This window comes from Pseudoalteromonas sp. L23, from assembly GCF_021728455.1.
Taxonomy (GTDB): Bacteria; Pseudomonadota; Gammaproteobacteria; order Enterobacterales; family Alteromonadaceae; genus Pseudoalteromonas.
Window position 1 is genome coordinate 1 of sequence record NZ_JAKKCW010000016.1, and the last position, 17,765, is coordinate 17,765.

The following is a 17,765-nucleotide window of genomic DNA, read 5'->3' on the forward strand; positions in this document are numbered from 1 at the left end:
TACTCACCCGTCCGCCGCTCGTCATCTTCTAGCAAGCTAGAAATGTTACCGCTCGACTTGCATGTGTTAGGCCTGCCGCCAGCGTTCAATCTGAGCCATGATCAAACTCTTCAATTAAAAGTTTTTTGTTTGAAGTAAACCTCAAACGCGCTCAATGAATTCTGATTGTTTGTTTCTACTTTTCAAAAAAGTAAAATCAAAACGAATTGACTATATAGCCACTCAGTTACAATTGAGACTCTAAATTTGTTTGCGTCATCTAGCGAACTAGAATCTGCTGTTAGAACTCAATCTGTACGAGCGCCCACACAGATGATTGCTTCATATTTTTAAAGAACGTTTCGAAACATTTCGTTGTTTCGAGGGATGTGCATTCTAAGCATTCCCATTTTTTTGTCAACACTTAATTTTGAATTTCTTTAGAAGAAGTTTCGAACTTAAGTTTTACTTGACGCTAACTCGTTGCTGCTTTGCTTTTCAGCGTAGCGCCCCGTGTCAGTGGGGTCGCATTATAGGGCGATCCGATTTTAGTGCAACCCTTTTTTTAAAGAAAATTGCAAAAAATAGATCGCTCGAGCAAAAAAAGTCGAAACGTTCATTTTTAACACGTTAATAAGGCATATTAGACTCTCTAAAGACGACTTTTCTAGTTTAATTTTCGAATCTACAAATATGTAAGAGAGGTGTGTCTACTATAGATAGCACTTTTTAGTATGGACTTGGTGAACACTATCTATAAAACAAACCAGCCTAAGCTGAATCTATTCAGTTTAGGCTGAGGGAATTGAGATAACTCCTAAAAACTACTGTTGTAGAAGATGAATAGCTGTAAGCCCTCTTTTATTTTATCAACTGGACCAAGTTCAATTTTTATGTTGATTAGAGCAGAATACATTGTCGGTAATGTATGAGTTAGCAGTTGCAGGTTCTTCAATTGCTAACTTTATAAATGAAGCTAATAAGAATAGTGACCAAAAGATATGAGAGAGCGTTTAGTTATTATAAACAGACGCAAAAGTCTTAAGGGATATAAAAAGAAAAAGCCGAGCATAGCTCGGCTTTTTTGTGTCTTTAAAAAGACTAATTACTCTGCAGACTGCGCGTCTTCTTGAACTTCTTCTGTCGCTGGGCGATCTAGTAGTTCAATATAAGCCATTGGCGCATTGTCACCTGTACGGAAGCCACACTTAAGAATACGAGTGTAACCACCTGGACGATCCGCGAAACGTGGACCGATCTCAGAGAACAATTTACCAACTACTTCTTTATCACGCGTGCGAGCAAACGCTAAACGACGGTTTGCTACGCTGTCAGTCTTAGCCAGTGTGATTAAAGGTTCAATTACACGGCGCAGCTCTTTTGCTTTAGGCAAAGTAGTTTTGATGATTTCGTGCTTCACCAAAGAACCAGCCATGTTGCTAAACATCGCTTTGCGATGGCTGCTGTTACGGTTTAATTGACGACCACTCTTACGATGGCGCATGACCCTATCCTTCTAACTAAACTAATATAGTAACTTAGATTACTCAGCTAGACTTGCAGGTGGCCAGTTTTCTAGGCGCATACCCAGAGATAGACCACGTGAAGCTAGCACGTCTTTAATTTCAGTTAGAGACTTCTTACCAAGGTTTGGTGTTTTCAGAAGCTCAACTTCAGTACGCTGTACTAAGTCACCGATATATTGAATTTGCTCGGCTTTCAGACAGTTTGCAGAACGTACAGTTAGTTCTAAGTCATCAACTGGACGAAGTAGAATCGGATCGAACTCCGGTTTCTCTTCTTTCTCTTCTGGCTCAGAAACATCACGTAGGTCTACGAATGCATCTAACTGCTCAGCAAGGATAGTTGACGCACGGCGGATCGCTTCTTCAGGATCTAAAGTACCGTTCGTTTCCATATCGATGATTAGTTTATCTAAGTCTGTACGCTGCTCAACACGAGCTGACTCAACCGAGTACGCAATACGCTCAACCGGGCTGAATGATGCATCTAGCAACAAACGGCCGATTGGACGCTCATCGTCATCAGAGGATAAACGACTAGACGCCGGTACATAACCGCGACCACGCTCAACACGAATGCGCATGCTGATTTCGCTATTGTCAGCAGTTAAGTGACAAATGACATGCTCAGGGTTGGCGATAGTCACATCTCCGTCGTGCTGGATATCAGCCGCAGTCACAGGGCCTACACCAGACTTAGTCAGGGTAAGGAAAACTTCATCTTTACCTTCTAGAGATACCGCTAGACCTTTAAGGTTTAACAGAATTTCAATGATGTCTTCTTGTACGCCTTCTTTCGCGCTGTACTCGTGCAATACGCCGTCAATTTCAACTTCTGTCACAGCACAACCAGGCATAGATGAAAGAAGTATACGACGTAGAGCATTACCTAGTGTGTGGCCAAAACCACGCTCTAGAGGCTCTAAAACTACTTTAGAACGCGTTGAGCTTACAGCGTCGATATCGACTAATCTTGGTTTTAGGAATTCGGTTACAGAACCCTGCATTTTATCCTCTCTTAACTCTTAACTTTACTTCGAGTAAAGTTCGACGATTAGTTGTTCGTTAATGTCCGCAGACAGATCAGAACGCTCTGGTAGACGCTTGAAAGTGCCTTCCATTTTCTTACCGTCAACTTCAATCCAAGTTGGCTTTTCACGTTGCTCAGCCAACTCTAGAGCAGCGATGATACGCGCTTGCTTTTTAGACTTCTCGCGAATTACTACTACATCTTCAGGAGTAACTACGAAAGAAGGGATATTAACAACACGACCATTAACCATAATCGCTTTGTGGCTTACTAGCTGACGTGCTTCAGCACGTGTGCTTGCAAAACCCATGCGATATACAACATTGTCTAGACGTTGCTCTAGAAGCTGTAACAAGTTTTCACCTGTGTTACCTTTAAGGCGAGCAGCTTCTTTGTAGTAGTTACGGAATTGCTTTTCTAGTACACCGTAGATACGACGAACTTTTTGCTTTTCACGTAGCTGTAAACCGTAATCAGATAGACGACCTTTACGTGCGCCGTGCTGACCAGGTGCTGTTTCTAGTTTACACTTAGAGTCAATTGCTCTTACGCCGCTTTTAAGGAACAGGTCAGTACCTTCACGACGACTCAGCTTGAGCTTAGGGCCCAAATATCTTGCCATGTTCTTTCTCCTAACCTATTGTTATACGCGACGTTTCTTCGGTGGACGACAACCATTGTGTGGAATTGGCGTCACGTCAGTGATGTTAGTGATACGGTAACCAGCAGCATTCAATGCACGAACAGCAGACTCACGGCCTGGACCTGGACCTTTGATGAATACTTCTAGGTTCTTAAGACCGTACTCTTGTGCAGCAACACCTGCACGCTCCGCAGCAACCTGTGCAGCGAATGGAGTAGACTTACGAGAACCACGGAAACCTGAACCACCTGCAGTCGCCCAAGAAAGAGCATTACCTTGACGGTCAGTGATGGTCACAATCGTGTTGTTGAAAGATGCATGAACGTGAGCCATGCCGTCAACAACCTGCTTTTTGACCTTTTTACGACGAATTGGTGCTTTTGCCATAACTTACCCCACCTTATTTCTTGATAGGCTTGCGAGGACCCTTACGAGTACGCGCGTTAGTCTTAGTACGCTGACCACGTAGTGGTAGCGAACGACGGTGACGTAAGCCACGGAAACAACCAAGGTCCATAAGACGCTTGATGTTTAGTGTAACTTCACGACGAAGATCACCTTCAACAGTGTACTTGCCAACTTCTTCACGAAGGATGTCAAGTGTTTCGTCATTTAACTCGCCGATTTTAGTAGTTTCAGCGATACCTGTCGCAGCTAAGATCGCCTTAGCGCGAGTTTTACCTACACCATAGATGCTTGTTAAACCGATAACAGCATGCTTATGATCAGGAACGTTAATGCCTGCGATACGGGCCACTAACATATCTCCTATAAATAAACTTGATTATCATCTTGCTGGAAAGCCCGTATAGGATACCCAACCGACATTCAAGTTTTACCAAAGAAACAGGCTAAGTAAAGTTACTCAGCCTGCACGACTTAATTTGCTTAGCCTTGCCTTTGCTTGTGCTTTGGCTCACTGCAGATCACACGTACAACACCTGCACGCTTGATTACTTTGCAGTTACGGCAAATTTTCTTAACGGAAGCACGTACTTTCATTACTCAACTCCGTAAACTGACCTTAACGGCCGTAGCCTTTAAGGTTCGCTTTTTTCAGCACAGAATCATATTGATGTGACATCATATGAGTCTGTACTTGTGCCATAAAGTCCATGATGACAACAACGATAATCAGAATCGATGTACCGCCGAAGTAGAATGGCGTTTGCCATGCCATAGTCATAAACTCGGGCACCAGACAGATAAAGGTTATATACAAAGCACCTGCCAATGTCAGGCGTGTCATCACTTTATCAATGTATTTAGATGTCTGCTCACCTGGACGAATGCCTGGAATAAAAGCGCCAGATTTTTTCAGGTTATCTGCTGTCTCACGCGGGTTAAACACCAACGCTGTGTAGAAAAAGCAGAAGAAGATAATAGCCGCAGCTAATACCATCGCATACAGTGGTTGACCTGGAGTCAATACTGCTGAGATAGCTTGTAGCACATCAGCGACCGGACCTTCACCTTGGCCAAACCAGCTTGCTATTGTACCAGGGAACAAAATGATACTGCTAGCAAAGATTGGTGGAATAACACCCGCCATGTTAACTTTTAGTGGTAAGTGCGTGCTTTGAGCAGCAAATACCTGACGACCTTGTTGACGCTTCGCATAGTTTACAACGATACGACGTTGACCACGTTCGAAGAACACAACTAGGTAAGTTACAGCGAATACGATTACCGCAATCAATAACAATGCTAAAATATGCAGATCACCTTGGCGCGCCATTTCTGCTGTCGAACCAATTGCAGACGGCAGGTTAGCTACAATACCAACAAATATTAGAACTGAGATACCGTTACCGATACCACGCTCAGTGATTTGTTCGCCCAACCACATAAGGAACATAGTTCCTGTGACTAAGCTCACTACAGCTGTGAAATAAAAGCCGAAGCCTGGATTCACAACTAGGCCTTCCATCATGTTAGGTAGACCAGTAGCGATACCTATCGATTGGAATGTAGCAAGCACAAGCGTACCATAACGCGTATACTGGCTTATTTTCTTACGCCCTTGCTCACCTTCTTTCTTAAGCTCTACCATCGCAGGATGTATGTGCGTTAATAGCTGCATAATAATCGAAGCCGAGATGTACGGCATAATACCTAGCGCCAATACCGATGCACGCTCAAGCGCACCACCGCTGAACATGTTGAACATCTCAACAATGGTGCCCTTTTGTTGCTCGAAGAATTCGGCAAGTACAGCGGCGTCAATCCCAGGGATTGGCACAAAAGAGCCCAGACGGTAAATAATGATAGCACCCAATACGAATAGTAATCGGCGCTTCAGTTCCGCAAGCCCACTTTGTGCACTTTGCATATCTTGACCTGGTTTAGCCATAGCGTACTTCCTTAGTCTTCTACCTTGCCTCCGGCAGCTTCGATAGCTTCGCGTGCACCTTTAGACACTTTCATGCCTTTAACAGTAACAGCGCGTGAAACTTCGCCAGATTTTACAACTTTTACGAACTGGATGTTCTTTTTAACGATACCAGCTGCCTGTAACGCGTTTAGATCTACCACATCGCCTTCAACTTTAGCGATTTCGAATAGATTCACTTCTTTAGACACAAGAGACTTGCGTGAAGTGAAACCAAACTTAGGTAGACGACGTTGCATAGGCATTTGACCGCCTTCGAAACCAACGCGTACTTTACCGCCAGAGCGTGACTTTTGACCTTTGTGACCACGGCCACCAGTCTTACCAAGACCAGAACCGATACCACGGCCAACACGCTTACCAGCTGTTTTTGAACCTGCAGCAGGTGAAAGTGTATTCAAGTTCATCGAATTACCCCTCAACCTTAACCATGTAAGAAACTTGGTTGATCATACCGCGAACTGCTGGCGTATCTTCTAGCTCAACAGTGTGATTGATACGACGTAAACCAAGGCCACGTAATGTAGCTTTATGCTTCGGTAAACGACCGATTGAGCTACGTACTTGAGTTACTTTTACTGTGTTTGCCATGGTGTCTTACCCCAAGATTTCGTCAACGCTAAGACCACGCTTCGCAGCAATACCTTCTGGAGAATTCATATTCTCTAGCGCTGCGATAGTTGCGCGAACGATGTTGATCGGGTTAGTTGAACCGTATGCTTTAGATAGTACGTTCTGTACACCAGTTACTTCTAGTACTGCACGCATCGCACCACCTGCGATGATACCTGTACCTTCAGATGCTGGCTGCATGTATACTTTAGAACCCGCGTGGCGACCCTTGATTGGGTGCTGTAGCGTGTTACCTTTTAGTTCAACAGTGATCATGTTGCGACGTGCTTTTTCCATTGCTTTTTGAATAGCAGCAGGAACTTCACGTGCTTTACCATAACCAAAACCTACTTTACCAGCGCCATCACCAACTACTGTTAGTGCAGTGAAGCTAAAGATACGACCACCTTTAACCACTTTAGACACACGGTTTACCGCGATTAGCTTTTCAGCCAATTCAGGCTGTTGTGCTTTTGCTTCTACGTTAGCCATTGTCTACTCCTAGAATTGCAGACCGGCTTCGCGCGCAGCATCAGCTAGCGCCTTCACACGGCCGTGATATTTAAAGCCACTGCGATCAAAAGCGATTTTTTCAACGCCTTTGTCAGCTACGCGCTCAGCGATTGCTTTACCAACTGCTTGAGCCGCTTCGATGTTGCCTGTGCCTTTAACTGTTTCAACAATTGCTTTTTCAACAGTAGAAGCAGCAGCCAGTACATTACCCTCAGCATTGATTACTTGAGCGTAAATGTGACGTGGCGTGCGGTGGATAACAAGACGTGTTGTGCCTTGTTCGATAATATTTCTACGAGTGCGCTTAGCACGACGTAGACGAGCTGTTTTCTTATCCATCGTCTTACCTTACTTCTTCTTAGCCTCTTTACGACGCACGTGCTCATCAGCGTAACGTACACCTTTACCTTTATAAGGCTCTGGTTCACGGTATGAGCGGATGTTAGCAGCTGTTTGACCAACTAACTGCTTGTCTGCGCCTTTAACAACAATTTCAGTCTGGCTTGGAGCTTCGATAGTGATACCTGTTGGGATCTCGAAGTTCACTGGGTGAGAAAAGCCAAGGGTTAAATCTAATGTATTACCCTTAACTGCCGCACGGTAACCAACACCTACTAGCTGTAGTTTCTTCTCATAACCATCGTTAACACCAACAATCATGTTGTTGATTAGCGCACGTGCAGTACCAGCTTGAGCCCAAGCATTAGCAACTTCACGAGGAGCTGTAGTGATAACGTTGTCGTTTAGTGAAACTTCAACCGCATCGTTGATTGTGCGAGTTAATTCACCGTTCTTGCCTTTAACTTTGATGTCCTGGCCGTTAATTGTAACTTCAACACCGGCAGGAACATTGATTGGAGCCTTCGCTATACGAGACATAGTTCCCCTCCGATTAAGCTACAAAGCCAATGATTTCACCACCAACGCCAGCGGTACGCGCAGCGCGGTCTGTCATCAGGCCTTTAGAAGTTGATACGATAGCGATACCTAGACCACCCATTACCTTAGGTAATTCGTCACGTCTCTTATAGATACGTAGACCAGGGCGGCTAACACGCTGGATGTTTTCGATTACAGCTTTGCCTTCGAAGTACTTAAGTTCGATAGTCAATTCTGCTTTTACGTCACCAGATACTGCGAAGTCAGTGATATAACCTTCGTCTTTAAGTACCTTAGCTACAGCTACTTTCAGCTTTGAAGTTGGCATTGAAACAGATACCTTCTTCGCAGACTGACCGTTACGGATACGTGTGAACAAATCCGCAATTGGATCTTGCAAGCTCATGTCTTACTCCCGTGATTCTATTACCAACTAGCCTTTTTAAGGCCAGGAATTTCACCGCGCATCGCTGCTTCGCGAACTTTAATACGGCTTAAGCCGAACTTGCGAAGGTAACCATGAGGGCGGCCCGTGATGTTACAACGATTACGTTGACGTGAAGGGCTAGAATCGCGTGGTAAAGACTGTAGCTTTAACACTGCATCCCAACGCTCATCATCAGATGCATTAACATCGCTGATGATAGCTTTTAACGCAGCACGCTTTTCAGCATACTGAGTAACTAATTTAGCACGTTTTACGTCACGTGCTTTCATTGAATTCTTTGCCATAACCCTACCCTTACTTTTTGAATGGGAAGTTGAACGCTTCTAACAACGCACGGCCTTCGTCATCTGTTTTCGCAGAAGTAGTGATTGTGATATCCATACCGCGAACGCGGTCTACTTTATCATAATCGATTTCTGGGAAGATGATTTGTTCACGTACGCCCATAGAGTAGTTACCGCGACCGTCAAAAGACTTTGCGCTAACACCGCGGAAGTCACGAATACGTGGCATCGCGATAGAGACTAAACGCTCTAGGAAATCCCACATACGCTCGCCGCGTAGGGTTACTTTACAGCCAATTGGGTAACCTTCACGGATCTTAAAGCCAGCAACTGATTTGCGTGCTTTAGTCACTAGAGGCTTCTGACCAGAGATTGATTCTAGGTCTGCTACTGCGTTTTCTAGAATTTTCTTGTCAGCTAGGGCTTCGCCCACACCCATGTTAAGTGTGATCTTTTCGATCTGAGGGACTTGCATGACAGAGCTGTAACCGAACTTCTCTTGAAGCTCTTTTACCACTTTGTCTTTGTACACTTCATGCAGTTTCGCCATCGTCTACTCCAACTATTAAATAGTTTTACCGGTAGACTTGAAGAAACGGACTTTTTTACCGTCTTCAAATCTAAAACCTACACGATCCGCTTTGCCAGTTTCGGCATTGAAAATCGCTACGTTTGATACGTCGACTGACGCTTCTTTCTCAACAACACCGCCAGCTTGCTGTAGTTGTGGTACAGGCTTCTGGTGTTTCTTGATGATGTTAACGCCTTCAACAAATACTCGGCCAGTTTCAGTAACAACTGAAAGCACTTTACCGCGCTTACCTTTGTCTTTACCGGCTAGTACGATTACTTCGTCATCACGACGGATTTTTGCTGCCATGATCGACTCCTTATAGTACTTCTGGTGCTAGTGAAACGATCTTCATGAACTTTTCAGTACGAAGTTCACGAGTCACAGGGCCGAAGATACGAGTACCAATAGGCTGTAAGTTATCATTTAAGATAACAGCCGCATTGCTATCGAAACGGATTAAAGAGCCGTCTGGACGACGTACGCCTTTTTTAGTACGCACTACTACTGCGTTTTTAACATCACCTTTCTTCACTTTGCCGCGAGGAATCGCTTCTTTAACAGAAACTTTAATGATGTCGCCAACCGCTGCGTAGCGACGGTGCGAACCACCAAGGACTTTTATACACTGCACTTTGCGAGCGCCGCTGTTATCAGCAACGTCCAGCTGAGTTTGCATTTGGATCATCTTAATGACCTCCGGTGTAGTTACAACTCGCCTAGATTTCGTTCAAAATCAAGGCATTTAGGTTAAATTCCACTCAAAAAACTGTGATTATGTCTTTCAAGGGCGGGCAATTGTATCAGCAATGTCGCATCAAAGATAGTTCAATTTTTAATTAATTTAACGCGTTAACATGACGTACCGATTACAGTTTGAGGATATGGCGGCAAGCAATCGAGAATTCAACCACTTGCGCAAATATTAAACAAAGTTTACAGCGAAAATTTTATTTCGATTATTGTTTAGGCATATCGCTTAGTAGGCTGTGAACAAGAATTTCTCATCCTTTTCTCACAAACAAGCTCAAGCTTTGAGCAAACAGCTATATGGAGCGACGAGAGAATTTTAGAAATCGTCAAGTCGAGATAAATCTCGACCTACGGCTCTCTTTTACTTTTGATGTAATCACCCACATTGCTTACGGTGTCTAACCAATAACCGTTTTTAGGGTCCTGTAAGTAAGGAATAAGCTGGTCTAACATTTTGGTATCTACGGTGTACATGCCTTTTTCGCCCACTTCATGTCCAGCAAGAATTATCCAACTGTTATTTGCCCTAAGGTGCTCCAGTAACCCTTTTAGCTCTTCAAAACTAACACCGTCCATTCTCACTCCTGTGAGCTGCGCAAAGTCAGTATAAGTTGGGTTGTTAGCGGTTTCATCTAACCACGTGCGGCCACTGTCAAAATGCTTCGCAATCACAGGCACATAACTTTTTACTTCAGCGCCGCGACCAACAAAGGTATTACCACAAGGATATGCAAAGCTTCTGGGGGTTACGCCTAAATGCTTTTCAATATATTTTGTGGTGCTTACTACATCGCGTTCTATGTAGGCCAAATCAACCTGTTCGAGTCCTTTATTCTTTTCCCTTAGCCAGGCAAAGTTACCCGTACATAAGTGTTCACTGGTGTGATTACCTATTTCATGCCCCTGCTTCACAGCGGCTTGCCACAATGCGAGCTTTTCCTTCACCTGTGGTGGCATAACATAAAATGTGCCTTTCACCTTGTGGCGGTTGAGTAGCGGCACTCCCACATCAACTTGACTTGGTCTTGCATCATCAAACGTAAGGCTTATTGCGTTACGAGCGTTATTGGGGTAACTAAAGGTTTGCTTGTTACCTGCCGCTATACTAGACGTATTCACGAGCAGAGCGCTTGCCATCATGGCGGCCAAACTGAAGTGAGAAACTAAATTAGAAGATAACTTTGCCATTTGCTTTTCCTTATTGTTGTTTATCCTTATAACCTACATGCGGCTGTGAGTATGACAAAGTGTTAAATTTTCAACTTGTTATTTGCGACTAAGCCCAACGCAAATGGTACTAATTTAGTATTTTTAGCGATACACTAACCCCAATAATAAAAGAGAAAGACAGCGCTGTGTTGAAGTTAGAAGAATACTATCAGGACGTGATCTTGCTCGCCGAAGGCGGAATGAGCAAAGTGTACCTTGCTACCGACAAAAAATTAGGCCGCCGAGTGGCGGTAAAGGTGATGTCACTAACTCAGCACACGCAATCAGATGCACTCAACGAAGCCCGACTGTTAGCGCGTTTTAACCATCCAAATATAGTACAAATTTATGATGTCTTTGAAAGCGATGGGCAAATGGCTTTGGAAATGGAATATGTGCAAGGTGCAACTTTACAGCACTACACAAAAACACACGTATTAACTACCGAGCAAAAAGTCGAGCTACTAAGCCATATTGCCGATGGCCTAGCCTCAGCTCATGGCCAGAACATTCTTCATTTAGACTTAAAACCTGGCAATATACTGGTTAATGAACAGAGCATAGCCAAAATTGCCGACTTTGGTATTTCACAATTAGAAGACAACCAAGCCTCTCGTCCACATACCAGTTACGGTAGTCTCACAGCAATGTCACCAGAGCAACTTCGTGATGAAACGCTAGACAGTCGCAGTGACTTATTCTCATTTGGGCTAATAGCTTATCAATTGTTAGCAGGACATCATCCTTATTTCGAACAAGCTGACGATGGTAGTGACAAGTCTATTGCTGAACAGATCAAGTTCCAGCCATTAAAAGCCAGCGCTAAACGTATTTTAGATATTCCCCCTGCACTGGCACAGCTTATTGATCGCTTATTGCAATACGACAAAAACGCTCGTCCAAGCAGCGCGAATGAAGTCAGTCAGCAGCTAAAACAAATTTTACACGCCTTTAGCTACGATAACAGCGAAGCGACAGTCTCACTTGAACAAATAGAGCTACGAGATAGAGCCAGAGAGAGAGCCAAAGTACGTAAAAAGCAACTAGGTATTGCAGCACTTTTCACCTTTTTAGTGTGCTTAGCCGTTGGTGGGTACTGGTATTGGCAGGAAACCAAACCCAAGATCTATATTGCAGCGCTACCGATAAAATTCACTAACTCTTTTCAACTACTTGAAGCGCATCAACAAAACATCGAGTTAGCAATTAACGACGCACTTAAACAACATTTTTTAAGTAATAATGATTACGTCTTCATTTCAGACAGTGAAGTAGAGCAAACACAAAAGTTTATTGGTGTTGAAGCACCATTAAAGGCATTGGGGCGAGCGTTAAATAGTAATGAGCTCATTACGATAAAACTAGACTGTAATATTCAAAGCTGTGACATCGTTATCGACTTAGTTGATGCGTCTAATGGAGCCTTAATTAGTAGTGCGCGAACGATGACATCGAGTGAAAACTACAGTCGTGTTTTTGCTATTACAGCCTCGGCCCTCACTTCATTAACCGGAGGCTCAACTGATTTAGCCACTAGCAATAAAACATTACTGAATAACTACGCCACACTGCATGATGCTAGTTTAGTAAAAGATGCGGACCGCGCTACGATATTAAAAGAGTTAACAACGCTGATTGATACTGCGCCGGACTTCCTGCCGCTGTATTCACTTTACTCTGAACTCGCGACTCAGTTGTATGAAGATAGTTCAAATGATCAAATACTTCTAAACTGGGAACAAGTATTACAGCAAGCCCCCAAGAGATTAAAAGCAAGTACAATTATTCAAGCTTCCTATCTCGATTTTTATGCGTTTGCAAAAGACAAAATCCGTGCCAAAGGAACCTTTTTAGCAATTCAGAATTCAGCCAAGGACGAGTATCAAAAGCATGCACTTATCAGCATCTACTATCATTTAATAAACGATTACGCTTCGGCACTTCATCACACTGAGCTTGCCTATGAACTTAGACCGACCTTAAAAGTCATCCGCAATGCAGCTCTGTTCAACATGAAGCTTGGCCAGTATGAAGAAGCCTTACCTTACTTACGAGCAGCCAGCCATTACGGCCCTGATAACCTGAAAACACTGAAGGCCATTGCCGATATCTCTCTTCTACTTGGTAAGCTCCATGACGCAGAAAAATCTTATCAGGCTCTAGTTAAGCGCTCATATACAAGTACGGCTACCTTTAATAATTATGCCATTGTATTGATGCTATTAGGTGATTTAGAACGGGCACTAGAGTTTGCTGAACGAGCCTCTCAGTTGGCGCCCAGCAATGTAGAAATCTTACTTAACTACGCAGACATTTACTCACTAATGGGTGAGAAGGCGAAAGCCAGTGAAGTGTATCTGCAAATTTTAGCCAGTGATCCAGCAAGCCAAGTTGAAGTCGTGCGCATCCAAGCTTTAGCACACCTAGGTAAGCACCAAGAGGCATTAATAGCAATTGATGAATATTTGGCTGAGTATCCCGATTCAGCTGAAGCTTTTTACGTAAAATCGTTAATTCAAACCCTGATAGAAGAAAAGTATTCCGCGATGGCTTCACTGAAAAAAAGCATTGATTTAGGCTGGAGCCCGTCTTTTTATCGCCTGTCATGGTTCAGGACACTATGTCACTCGCCATCACTTGAATTAAGAATTGGCACAGAACATTTTACCTATCTGTGCCAAATGCAAATTACGAATTAACCTGGACCATCTGGGTTGTCAATTATCACCCTTGGATCTTGAGAGAAATAACGCACAGCACCATTTGCGGAATTGTATTGAGCAACAAGTCTGAATTCAATATTCGAGTTGTTATTGTCTACGAGTGTAACAACCCTCGCATCAGGATTAGCTGAAAGCGCTTCGATATCATCTTCACTTAGCGTATTCGCAACATTCAATGCTTCAATCTTCACCTCAACCGTAAACTCATCTTTTAATGTGCTTATAAGGTTATAATTGAAATTGTCTTGCGCTTCGGTAAAAAAAGTACCGTTTTCAGCAAAGCTCCAGCCGGCTTCATCAGTAACGAGCTTATAAGTTAGAACAGCGCTTTCACCCTGAGCTAATTTAAGTTCAACTGGTTTATCGTCATTTGAAAATATCCAGTTACCCTCAGCTTTTGGCGTCACCGTGTATTCGAGTAAAATAGGTGTACTCATTATTTTATCCTTCGTTTGTTTATAGAGCTATTCGCATCTATCTAAGCACATGAATAGCAGTAATTCTATTACAGCTGGTTACAACTTATAGGCATAAGTCATCATAAGCTCACTATAACTGCATATAGATAATTAACTCGCGATAAATATAGAACAAGGGCTACCATCGGCAAGCCCTTGTTAAGCTGAAATTGATTTAAAACAAACAGATGAGCTGTTTATTGAAGCGTCATAAAGATCTATCCACCAAACAAACCTTTAAGTTTGTCTTTTACCTTATCCTTAACCTTGTCTTTGGCTTTGTCTTTTGCCGCTTCTTTTAGGTCTAGGTTAGTTTCAACTTTGTGGAATGGACCTTTGATCCGCACCGGAATTTTAAAGCCGGTACTGTCATCGCTGCTGGCTTGCCCTTCAATGGTATCAACAATTCCAGTCACCACACGGTAATCAACTAAAGTTTGTGGTAAATCAACGGTGCCCTTGCCTGTCACTCGTAGTAACGGGCTTGCCAACGAGAAGTCATCGTTTTGACCTACGCCTTTGGTGAAGACAAAGGTGCCAGTCATGGCTGAGAAGTCGGTTTTTTGATCTGGGTCGAAATTGGCATTGAGTCCTTGCGATACCGAAGAGAAGTCACCTTTGAGCATCTCTTTGCCCTTACGGATCATCTCAGCAAGGTTTGCGCCTTTTACCCCACCATCTTTGAACTCAAAACCTAATTTACCACCTAGGGCATTCACAAATTGCTTTTGACTGATACCTTGTGTGTTTAACGCCCAATTAAGACTACCTTTACCCAATACTTTGTCAAAGCCAATGGCATCGGTCAGTAGTGGCTCGGCATTAATTGCCGTTAACGCAAAGTCAGTACTGATGGTATAAGGTTTTGCAGCCGCATTTACAACAACCCTACCTTTACCCTGACCTTCATAGGCTTGGAACTTATCTAAGCTCAGTGTCGCCTTACCTGAGTTAAGCACTAAGCTGATTTGGTTTTCGCCAAGCTTAATTTCTCTCGCACGTAGCCCTGTTGAGGTGATCTTCACATTCGCATTGAGGCTATTAAGTGCTGACAAATCAATTGCAGTGTCATCCCACACGATAGGCTGTGCTGGTGCGCCTTCTGGCTCAGTTTGCGTTTGTGGCTTTTCCACAGGTTCTGGTAAATACGGGTTAAGATCTAACATGCCAAGGTCAACGCTAGCGACAATATCAGGCTTACCTGAGAGGGTGACTTTGCTTTGACCCTTTATTACCAATTCGTCCAAGGTCGCTTCTAAGGCATTGAGAGTAAAAACTTGCCCTTGCGTCGTCATTTTAGCATTTAGGCCAAAGTCATTGAACGCATTTTCTTTGGCTTTTAGATCAACGCCCTGCCACTTAGCTAGCGCTTTTACCGAGTCGCCAGACAAGGCTAATTGACCGCGAATGGTTTTACCTTGCTCTGCAATTTCACCTTTATAGTCAAGGTTGAACAGCGCTGATTTTACTTGTTGTTCAACATTAAAGGTTTCACCTTCGATCGCCTTTGCTGGATTATCGAGTGTAGTAACTAGGTTAAAAGTTTGACCTTGAAAAGTCAGCTTGCCGTCGACTTCTAATGGTTGGTACAGTGACGATAGCATCACGCTAATGTCTAAATCAGTTACCTGATATTCAGCGCCTGTCACACCATCAAGATAAGTCACCGAGCCACCATAAATCGCCACTTCGCCAAGGCTAACATCTAAGCCTTCCGGTAACTGCATATTACCTTTTGAGCTGGTTTGCGCCGTTGGCGTGTTTTCTGCACTGGTGGGTAGCAACTGCCAGTTAGCATTACCTTGTTTGTCGGTTTCTAGAATAATTTTAGGATTATTGATCACAAAGCGCTCAAGCTTAGCTTCACCAGACAACGCACTTAACCACGGAATATGCACGGCAAGTTGCTCCATAGCGAACATATCTGGGCGACTGCCCGTTGCCATGTTGGCAAATCGCACTTGGTTTAGCTCAATGTGCAGCGTTGGGAAAATACCGATGTCAGAGTCGCCATCGATCGACAGTTTTCTACCTGTCACTGACTCAACCTGTGACGTGACTTGGTCAATAATTGCCTGTTTGGGGATTAAAAACGGGGCTGCGATAACAAGAATAATAATAAGCGCGACAATGGCGCCTACGATTTTAACTAGCCGGTTCATTGCTTTTCCTTCGTAAGGCTTGGTTCTCTTTATGATAACGGCTGTAGTCGAATATACCATGAATAAAGGCAAATAATTTGTACTGAGCGATTGCAACCTTTTGACTAATCGGTATGATCCTCGCCCTTGCCAGTTTTTAGCGTCATTAGCTATATTTTACTGGTTGGTTTATTAATCAAACTTGGAGTATCTAACCCGCATGAAGAAACTGCTCGTATCACCGTCAAACATGGCCTTGGGCGAACAAGAAAGTCAGATTTATCAAAATATCCTCAAACAGGCCACGGAGATCAGCCTTAATCTGATGGCGGTTAAGGTGGAAAATCATCCTGAAGATTTTCTTGGTTGGTGTTATGAACTGCTTGATGTGGCGAAAAATCGTATCAATTTTGATTTACTGGATGACCATCAATTACCCACAGTGAAAAAGCTACAAGATCTGCTCATCGCAGCGATTAGCTTTTTACAACTCAAGACGTTACGCATTGCGCCTTGGCCTATGGTGGCTGCATTTATTACCGGTCACAAAGAAGTGATTGTACTAGATGAGCAATTAAAACTGATTGAATACCTTAAACCAATGCGCAGCACTCCACTTAAAGACATGATCAAAGAAGATCGCCTCGCCTTTAGCGGTAAGCATGCTGCAAATTTAGATACCAGCGTGTATCAGTTTGACGTGGAGTGGTTTGCCTCCACCAAAAGTGCAAAAGGCTTTCACCAGTTATTAGACGACCTTCCGGGTGCTTTTGATGAAGCGCTAGCCACAATCCCGGCAGAAGGTGACGTGACGCTCGAGCATTATCAGTCATTTATGGTGGGGTATTTAAGCGCTTTTGCTGGCAGCGAGGAAAAGCCAACGCTTGCACCAGCTACTCGCCTATTAGCAATGCGTCGCCCTGATGTGTTCACTCCAATAACCTCGAGCAAGCTTGACGCTTTGTGCCAAGCGCTTGGTGTTGCTAAACTTAACAATCGCGATTTTGAGCGTTACTGGACCGATGTCGTCAGCACCATTAAAGCAATGCCATGGTATACGATGGCCGCTCCTGTGGATGAGTTTGAAACGCAACTTGCTGAAATTAAAGCGCTGCTACCATGCCTGTTTTATTACGCGGATAAAGACACCGCCACTAACTCCAATTACTTTAAGCTACTGCATAAGCCTAAGCGCAGCGGCAGCAGTGGTGGCAAAAAGACCGTACGCCGCGGTAAAGAGTCAGCTGAAGTGTTAGTCGACCGCGCACTCGCGGATGAGTCTATTCCAGAACATATTCGCGCCAAACGTGACTCGATAGTCGCTGAAGTGGAAAAAGGCCGCAGTGTTGATGAAACCATCAGCCTAATGCGCACCATCTTTGGATAACTAACCTAAACTTCAATAACGGCTAGCGCAATCCATAGCTTGCATTAATACTGTGCAAGCTATGGTACTTTGCACCAGCTATGTGCAACATTTATGCAAATCACTCTGTCCTATTTTCGAAAATCAGAAATTAATTTCCAATATTTTTAATAACATAGAATAAATTCCCTACTATTTCCTGACATTGGCCTCCCCCTTGCACTTACTCTTTGCAGAAAAT

At 43.7% G+C, this 17,765-nt stretch carries 22 protein-coding genes and 1 rRNA gene; 2 read left to right on the forward strand and 21 right to left on the reverse strand.

Translation table 11 applies throughout. The annotated features are described in order from the left end of the window. The 19 genes from L3V43_RS19915 to L3V43_RS20005 all read right to left on the reverse strand — a co-directional run. Positions 1-117: ribosomal RNA gene (locus L3V43_RS19915) — 16S ribosomal RNA — on the reverse strand; the annotation flags it as partial. A 967-nt stretch (positions 118-1,084) separates the two neighbouring features. Further along, the gene (gene rplQ / locus L3V43_RS19920) at positions 1,085-1,483 is read right to left on the reverse strand and encodes a 50S ribosomal protein L17 (RefSeq protein WP_010606804.1); all 399 of its coding nucleotides are present in this window, start codon (positions 1,481-1,483) and stop codon (positions 1,085-1,087) included. 39 nt (positions 1,484-1,522) lie between these two features. Further along, positions 1,523-2,509 carry a DNA-directed RNA polymerase subunit alpha gene (gene rpoA / locus L3V43_RS19925; protein ID WP_010378288.1) on the reverse strand — a complete coding sequence of 329 codons (987 nt, stop codon included), beginning with the start codon at positions 2,507-2,509 and terminating at the stop codon, positions 1,523-1,525. Between the two features lie 24 nt (positions 2,510-2,533). After that, a complete protein-coding gene (gene rpsD / locus L3V43_RS19930) occupies positions 2,534-3,154 on the reverse strand; it encodes a 30S ribosomal protein S4 (RefSeq protein WP_017218390.1) in 621 nt (206 codons plus the stop codon). 21 nt (positions 3,155-3,175) lie between these two features. Further along, on the reverse strand, positions 3,176-3,562 hold the full coding sequence (gene rpsK, locus L3V43_RS19935; RefSeq protein WP_010378285.1) for a 30S ribosomal protein S11: 387 nt from the start codon (positions 3,560-3,562) through the stop codon (positions 3,176-3,178). Between the two features lie 13 nt (positions 3,563-3,575). After that, positions 3,576-3,932 carry a 30S ribosomal protein S13 gene (gene rpsM / locus L3V43_RS19940; protein ID WP_010378282.1) on the reverse strand — a complete coding sequence of 119 codons (357 nt, stop codon included), beginning with the start codon at positions 3,930-3,932 and terminating at the stop codon, positions 3,576-3,578. A 131-nt stretch (positions 3,933-4,063) separates the two neighbouring features. Then, on the reverse strand, positions 4,064-4,177 hold the full coding sequence (gene rpmJ / locus L3V43_RS19945) for a 50S ribosomal protein L36 (protein ID WP_002959476.1): 114 nt from the start codon (positions 4,175-4,177) through the stop codon (positions 4,064-4,066). A gap of 22 nt (positions 4,178-4,199) precedes the next feature. Further along, the gene (secY, locus tag L3V43_RS19950) at positions 4,200-5,528 is read right to left on the reverse strand and encodes a preprotein translocase subunit SecY (protein WP_237117250.1); all 1,329 of its coding nucleotides are present in this window, start codon (positions 5,526-5,528) and stop codon (positions 4,200-4,202) included. An 11-nt stretch (positions 5,529-5,539) separates the two neighbouring features. Beyond that, positions 5,540-5,974, reverse strand: coding sequence for a 50S ribosomal protein L15 (gene rplO / locus L3V43_RS19955; RefSeq protein WP_095728863.1), 435 nt, complete (start codon positions 5,972-5,974; stop codon positions 5,540-5,542). 4 nt (positions 5,975-5,978) lie between these two features. Continuing rightward, on the reverse strand, positions 5,979-6,158 hold the full coding sequence (rpmD, locus tag L3V43_RS19960; RefSeq protein WP_010378276.1) for a 50S ribosomal protein L30: 180 nt from the start codon (positions 6,156-6,158) through the stop codon (positions 5,979-5,981). A gap of 6 nt (positions 6,159-6,164) precedes the next feature. Continuing rightward, the gene (gene rpsE / locus L3V43_RS19965) at positions 6,165-6,671 is read right to left on the reverse strand and encodes a 30S ribosomal protein S5 (RefSeq protein ID WP_010606806.1); all 507 of its coding nucleotides are present in this window, start codon (positions 6,669-6,671) and stop codon (positions 6,165-6,167) included. A gap of 9 nt (positions 6,672-6,680) precedes the next feature. After that, entirely contained in the window at positions 6,681-7,031 is a 351-nt protein-coding gene (rplR, locus tag L3V43_RS19970; RefSeq protein WP_010378271.1) for a 50S ribosomal protein L18, read from the reverse strand. A 9-nt stretch (positions 7,032-7,040) separates the two neighbouring features. After that, the gene (rplF, locus tag L3V43_RS19975) at positions 7,041-7,571 is read right to left on the reverse strand and encodes a 50S ribosomal protein L6 (RefSeq protein ID WP_102057674.1); all 531 of its coding nucleotides are present in this window, start codon (positions 7,569-7,571) and stop codon (positions 7,041-7,043) included. Positions 7,572-7,584: 13 nt separating this feature from the next. After that, on the reverse strand, positions 7,585-7,977 hold the full coding sequence (rpsH, locus tag L3V43_RS19980) for a 30S ribosomal protein S8 (protein WP_010378266.1): 393 nt from the start codon (positions 7,975-7,977) through the stop codon (positions 7,585-7,587). 20 nt (positions 7,978-7,997) lie between these two features. Continuing rightward, entirely contained in the window at positions 7,998-8,303 is a 306-nt protein-coding gene (gene rpsN, locus L3V43_RS19985) for a 30S ribosomal protein S14 (RefSeq protein ID WP_010378264.1), read from the reverse strand. A 10-nt stretch (positions 8,304-8,313) separates the two neighbouring features. Further along, positions 8,314-8,853 carry a 50S ribosomal protein L5 gene (rplE, locus tag L3V43_RS19990; RefSeq protein WP_010378262.1) on the reverse strand — a complete coding sequence of 180 codons (540 nt, stop codon included), beginning with the start codon at positions 8,851-8,853 and terminating at the stop codon, positions 8,314-8,316. Between the two features lie 15 nt (positions 8,854-8,868). Beyond that, entirely contained in the window at positions 8,869-9,183 is a 315-nt protein-coding gene (gene rplX / locus L3V43_RS19995; RefSeq protein WP_010378260.1) for a 50S ribosomal protein L24, read from the reverse strand. A gap of 10 nt (positions 9,184-9,193) precedes the next feature. Next, positions 9,194-9,562, reverse strand: coding sequence for a 50S ribosomal protein L14 (gene rplN, locus L3V43_RS20000; RefSeq protein ID WP_010378257.1), 369 nt, complete (start codon positions 9,560-9,562; stop codon positions 9,194-9,196). 413 nt (positions 9,563-9,975) lie between these two features. Beyond that, entirely contained in the window at positions 9,976-10,815 is an 840-nt protein-coding gene (locus L3V43_RS20005; RefSeq protein WP_237117251.1) for a polysaccharide deacetylase family protein, read from the reverse strand. A gap of 167 nt (positions 10,816-10,982) precedes the next feature. On the opposite strand from L3V43_RS20005, the gene L3V43_RS20010 reads away from it, so the two are divergent. Beyond that, positions 10,983-13,535: a serine/threonine-protein kinase gene (locus tag L3V43_RS20010; RefSeq protein ID WP_237117252.1), complete on the forward strand. Its 2,553-nt coding sequence runs from the start codon at positions 10,983-10,985 to the stop codon at positions 13,533-13,535. Here L3V43_RS20010 and L3V43_RS20015 read toward each other — a convergent pair. Further along, positions 13,532-13,996 (reverse strand): hypothetical protein, encoded by a 465-nt coding sequence (locus L3V43_RS20015; protein ID WP_237117253.1) that lies wholly within the window; start codon positions 13,994-13,996, stop codon positions 13,532-13,534. The two genes, L3V43_RS20010 and L3V43_RS20015, sit on opposite strands and share 4 nt — an antisense overlap. Before the next feature lie 239 nt (positions 13,997-14,235). Continuing rightward, the gene (locus L3V43_RS20020; RefSeq protein ID WP_237117254.1) at positions 14,236-16,179 is read right to left on the reverse strand and encodes an AsmA family protein; all 1,944 of its coding nucleotides are present in this window, start codon (positions 16,177-16,179) and stop codon (positions 14,236-14,238) included. A gap of 199 nt (positions 16,180-16,378) precedes the next feature. On the opposite strand from L3V43_RS20020, the gene L3V43_RS20025 reads away from it, so the two are divergent. Beyond that, complete coding sequence (locus L3V43_RS20025; protein WP_199539667.1) at positions 16,379-17,545, forward strand: hypothetical protein; 1,167 nt, start codon at positions 16,379-16,381, stop codon at positions 17,543-17,545. The last annotated feature ends 220 nt before the right edge of the window (positions 17,546-17,765 follow it).

Excerpts from the sequence above, each read along its gene's own strand:
- rplQ (WP_010606804.1), bottom strand. The coding sequence starts at position 1,483 with ATGCGCCATCGTAAGAGTGGTCGTCAATTAAACCGTAACAGCAGCCAT.
- rpoA (WP_010378288.1), bottom strand. The coding sequence starts at position 2,509 with ATGCAGGGTTCTGTAACCGAATTCCTAAAACCAAGATTAGTCGATATC.
- rpsD (WP_017218390.1), bottom strand. The coding sequence starts at position 3,154 with ATGGCAAGATATTTGGGCCCTAAGCTCAAGCTGAGTCGTCGTGAAGGT.
- rpsK (WP_010378285.1), bottom strand. The coding sequence starts at position 3,562 with ATGGCAAAAGCACCAATTCGTCGTAAAAAGGTCAAAAAGCAGGTTGTT.
- rpmJ (WP_002959476.1), bottom strand. The coding sequence starts at position 4,177 with ATGAAAGTACGTGCTTCCGTTAAGAAAATTTGCCGTAACTGCAAAGTA.
- secY (WP_237117250.1), bottom strand. The coding sequence starts at position 5,528 with ATGGCTAAACCAGGTCAAGATATGCAAAGTGCACAAAGTGGGCTTGCG.
- rplO (WP_095728863.1), bottom strand. The coding sequence starts at position 5,974 with ATGAACTTGAATACACTTTCACCTGCTGCAGGTTCAAAAACAGCTGGT.
- rpmD (WP_010378276.1), bottom strand. The coding sequence starts at position 6,158 with ATGGCAAACACAGTAAAAGTAACTCAAGTACGTAGCTCAATCGGTCGT.
- rpsE (WP_010606806.1), bottom strand. The coding sequence starts at position 6,671 with ATGGCTAACGTAGAAGCAAAAGCACAACAGCCTGAATTGGCTGAAAAG.
- rplR (WP_010378271.1), bottom strand. The coding sequence starts at position 7,031 with ATGGATAAGAAAACAGCTCGTCTACGTCGTGCTAAGCGCACTCGTAGA.
- rplF (WP_102057674.1), bottom strand. The coding sequence starts at position 7,571 with ATGTCTCGTATAGCGAAGGCTCCAATCAATGTTCCTGCCGGTGTTGAA.
- rpsH (WP_010378266.1), bottom strand. The coding sequence starts at position 7,977 with ATGAGCTTGCAAGATCCAATTGCGGATTTGTTCACACGTATCCGTAAC.
- rpsN (WP_010378264.1), bottom strand. The coding sequence starts at position 8,303 with ATGGCAAAGAATTCAATGAAAGCACGTGACGTAAAACGTGCTAAATTA.
- rplE (WP_010378262.1), bottom strand. The coding sequence starts at position 8,853 with ATGGCGAAACTGCATGAAGTGTACAAAGACAAAGTGGTAAAAGAGCTT.
- rplX (WP_010378260.1), bottom strand. The coding sequence starts at position 9,183 with ATGGCAGCAAAAATCCGTCGTGATGACGAAGTAATCGTACTAGCCGGT.
- rplN (WP_010378257.1), bottom strand. The coding sequence starts at position 9,562 with ATGATCCAAATGCAAACTCAGCTGGACGTTGCTGATAACAGCGGCGCT.
- L3V43_RS20005 (WP_237117251.1), bottom strand. The coding sequence starts at position 10,815 with ATGGCAAAGTTATCTTCTAATTTAGTTTCTCACTTCAGTTTGGCCGCC.
- L3V43_RS20015 (WP_237117253.1), bottom strand. The coding sequence starts at position 13,996 with ATGAGTACACCTATTTTACTCGAATACACGGTGACGCCAAAAGCTGAG.
- L3V43_RS20020 (WP_237117254.1), bottom strand. The coding sequence starts at position 16,179 with ATGAACCGGCTAGTTAAAATCGTAGGCGCCATTGTCGCGCTTATTATT.
- L3V43_RS20025 (WP_199539667.1), top strand. The coding sequence starts at position 16,379 with ATGAAGAAACTGCTCGTATCACCGTCAAACATGGCCTTGGGCGAACAA.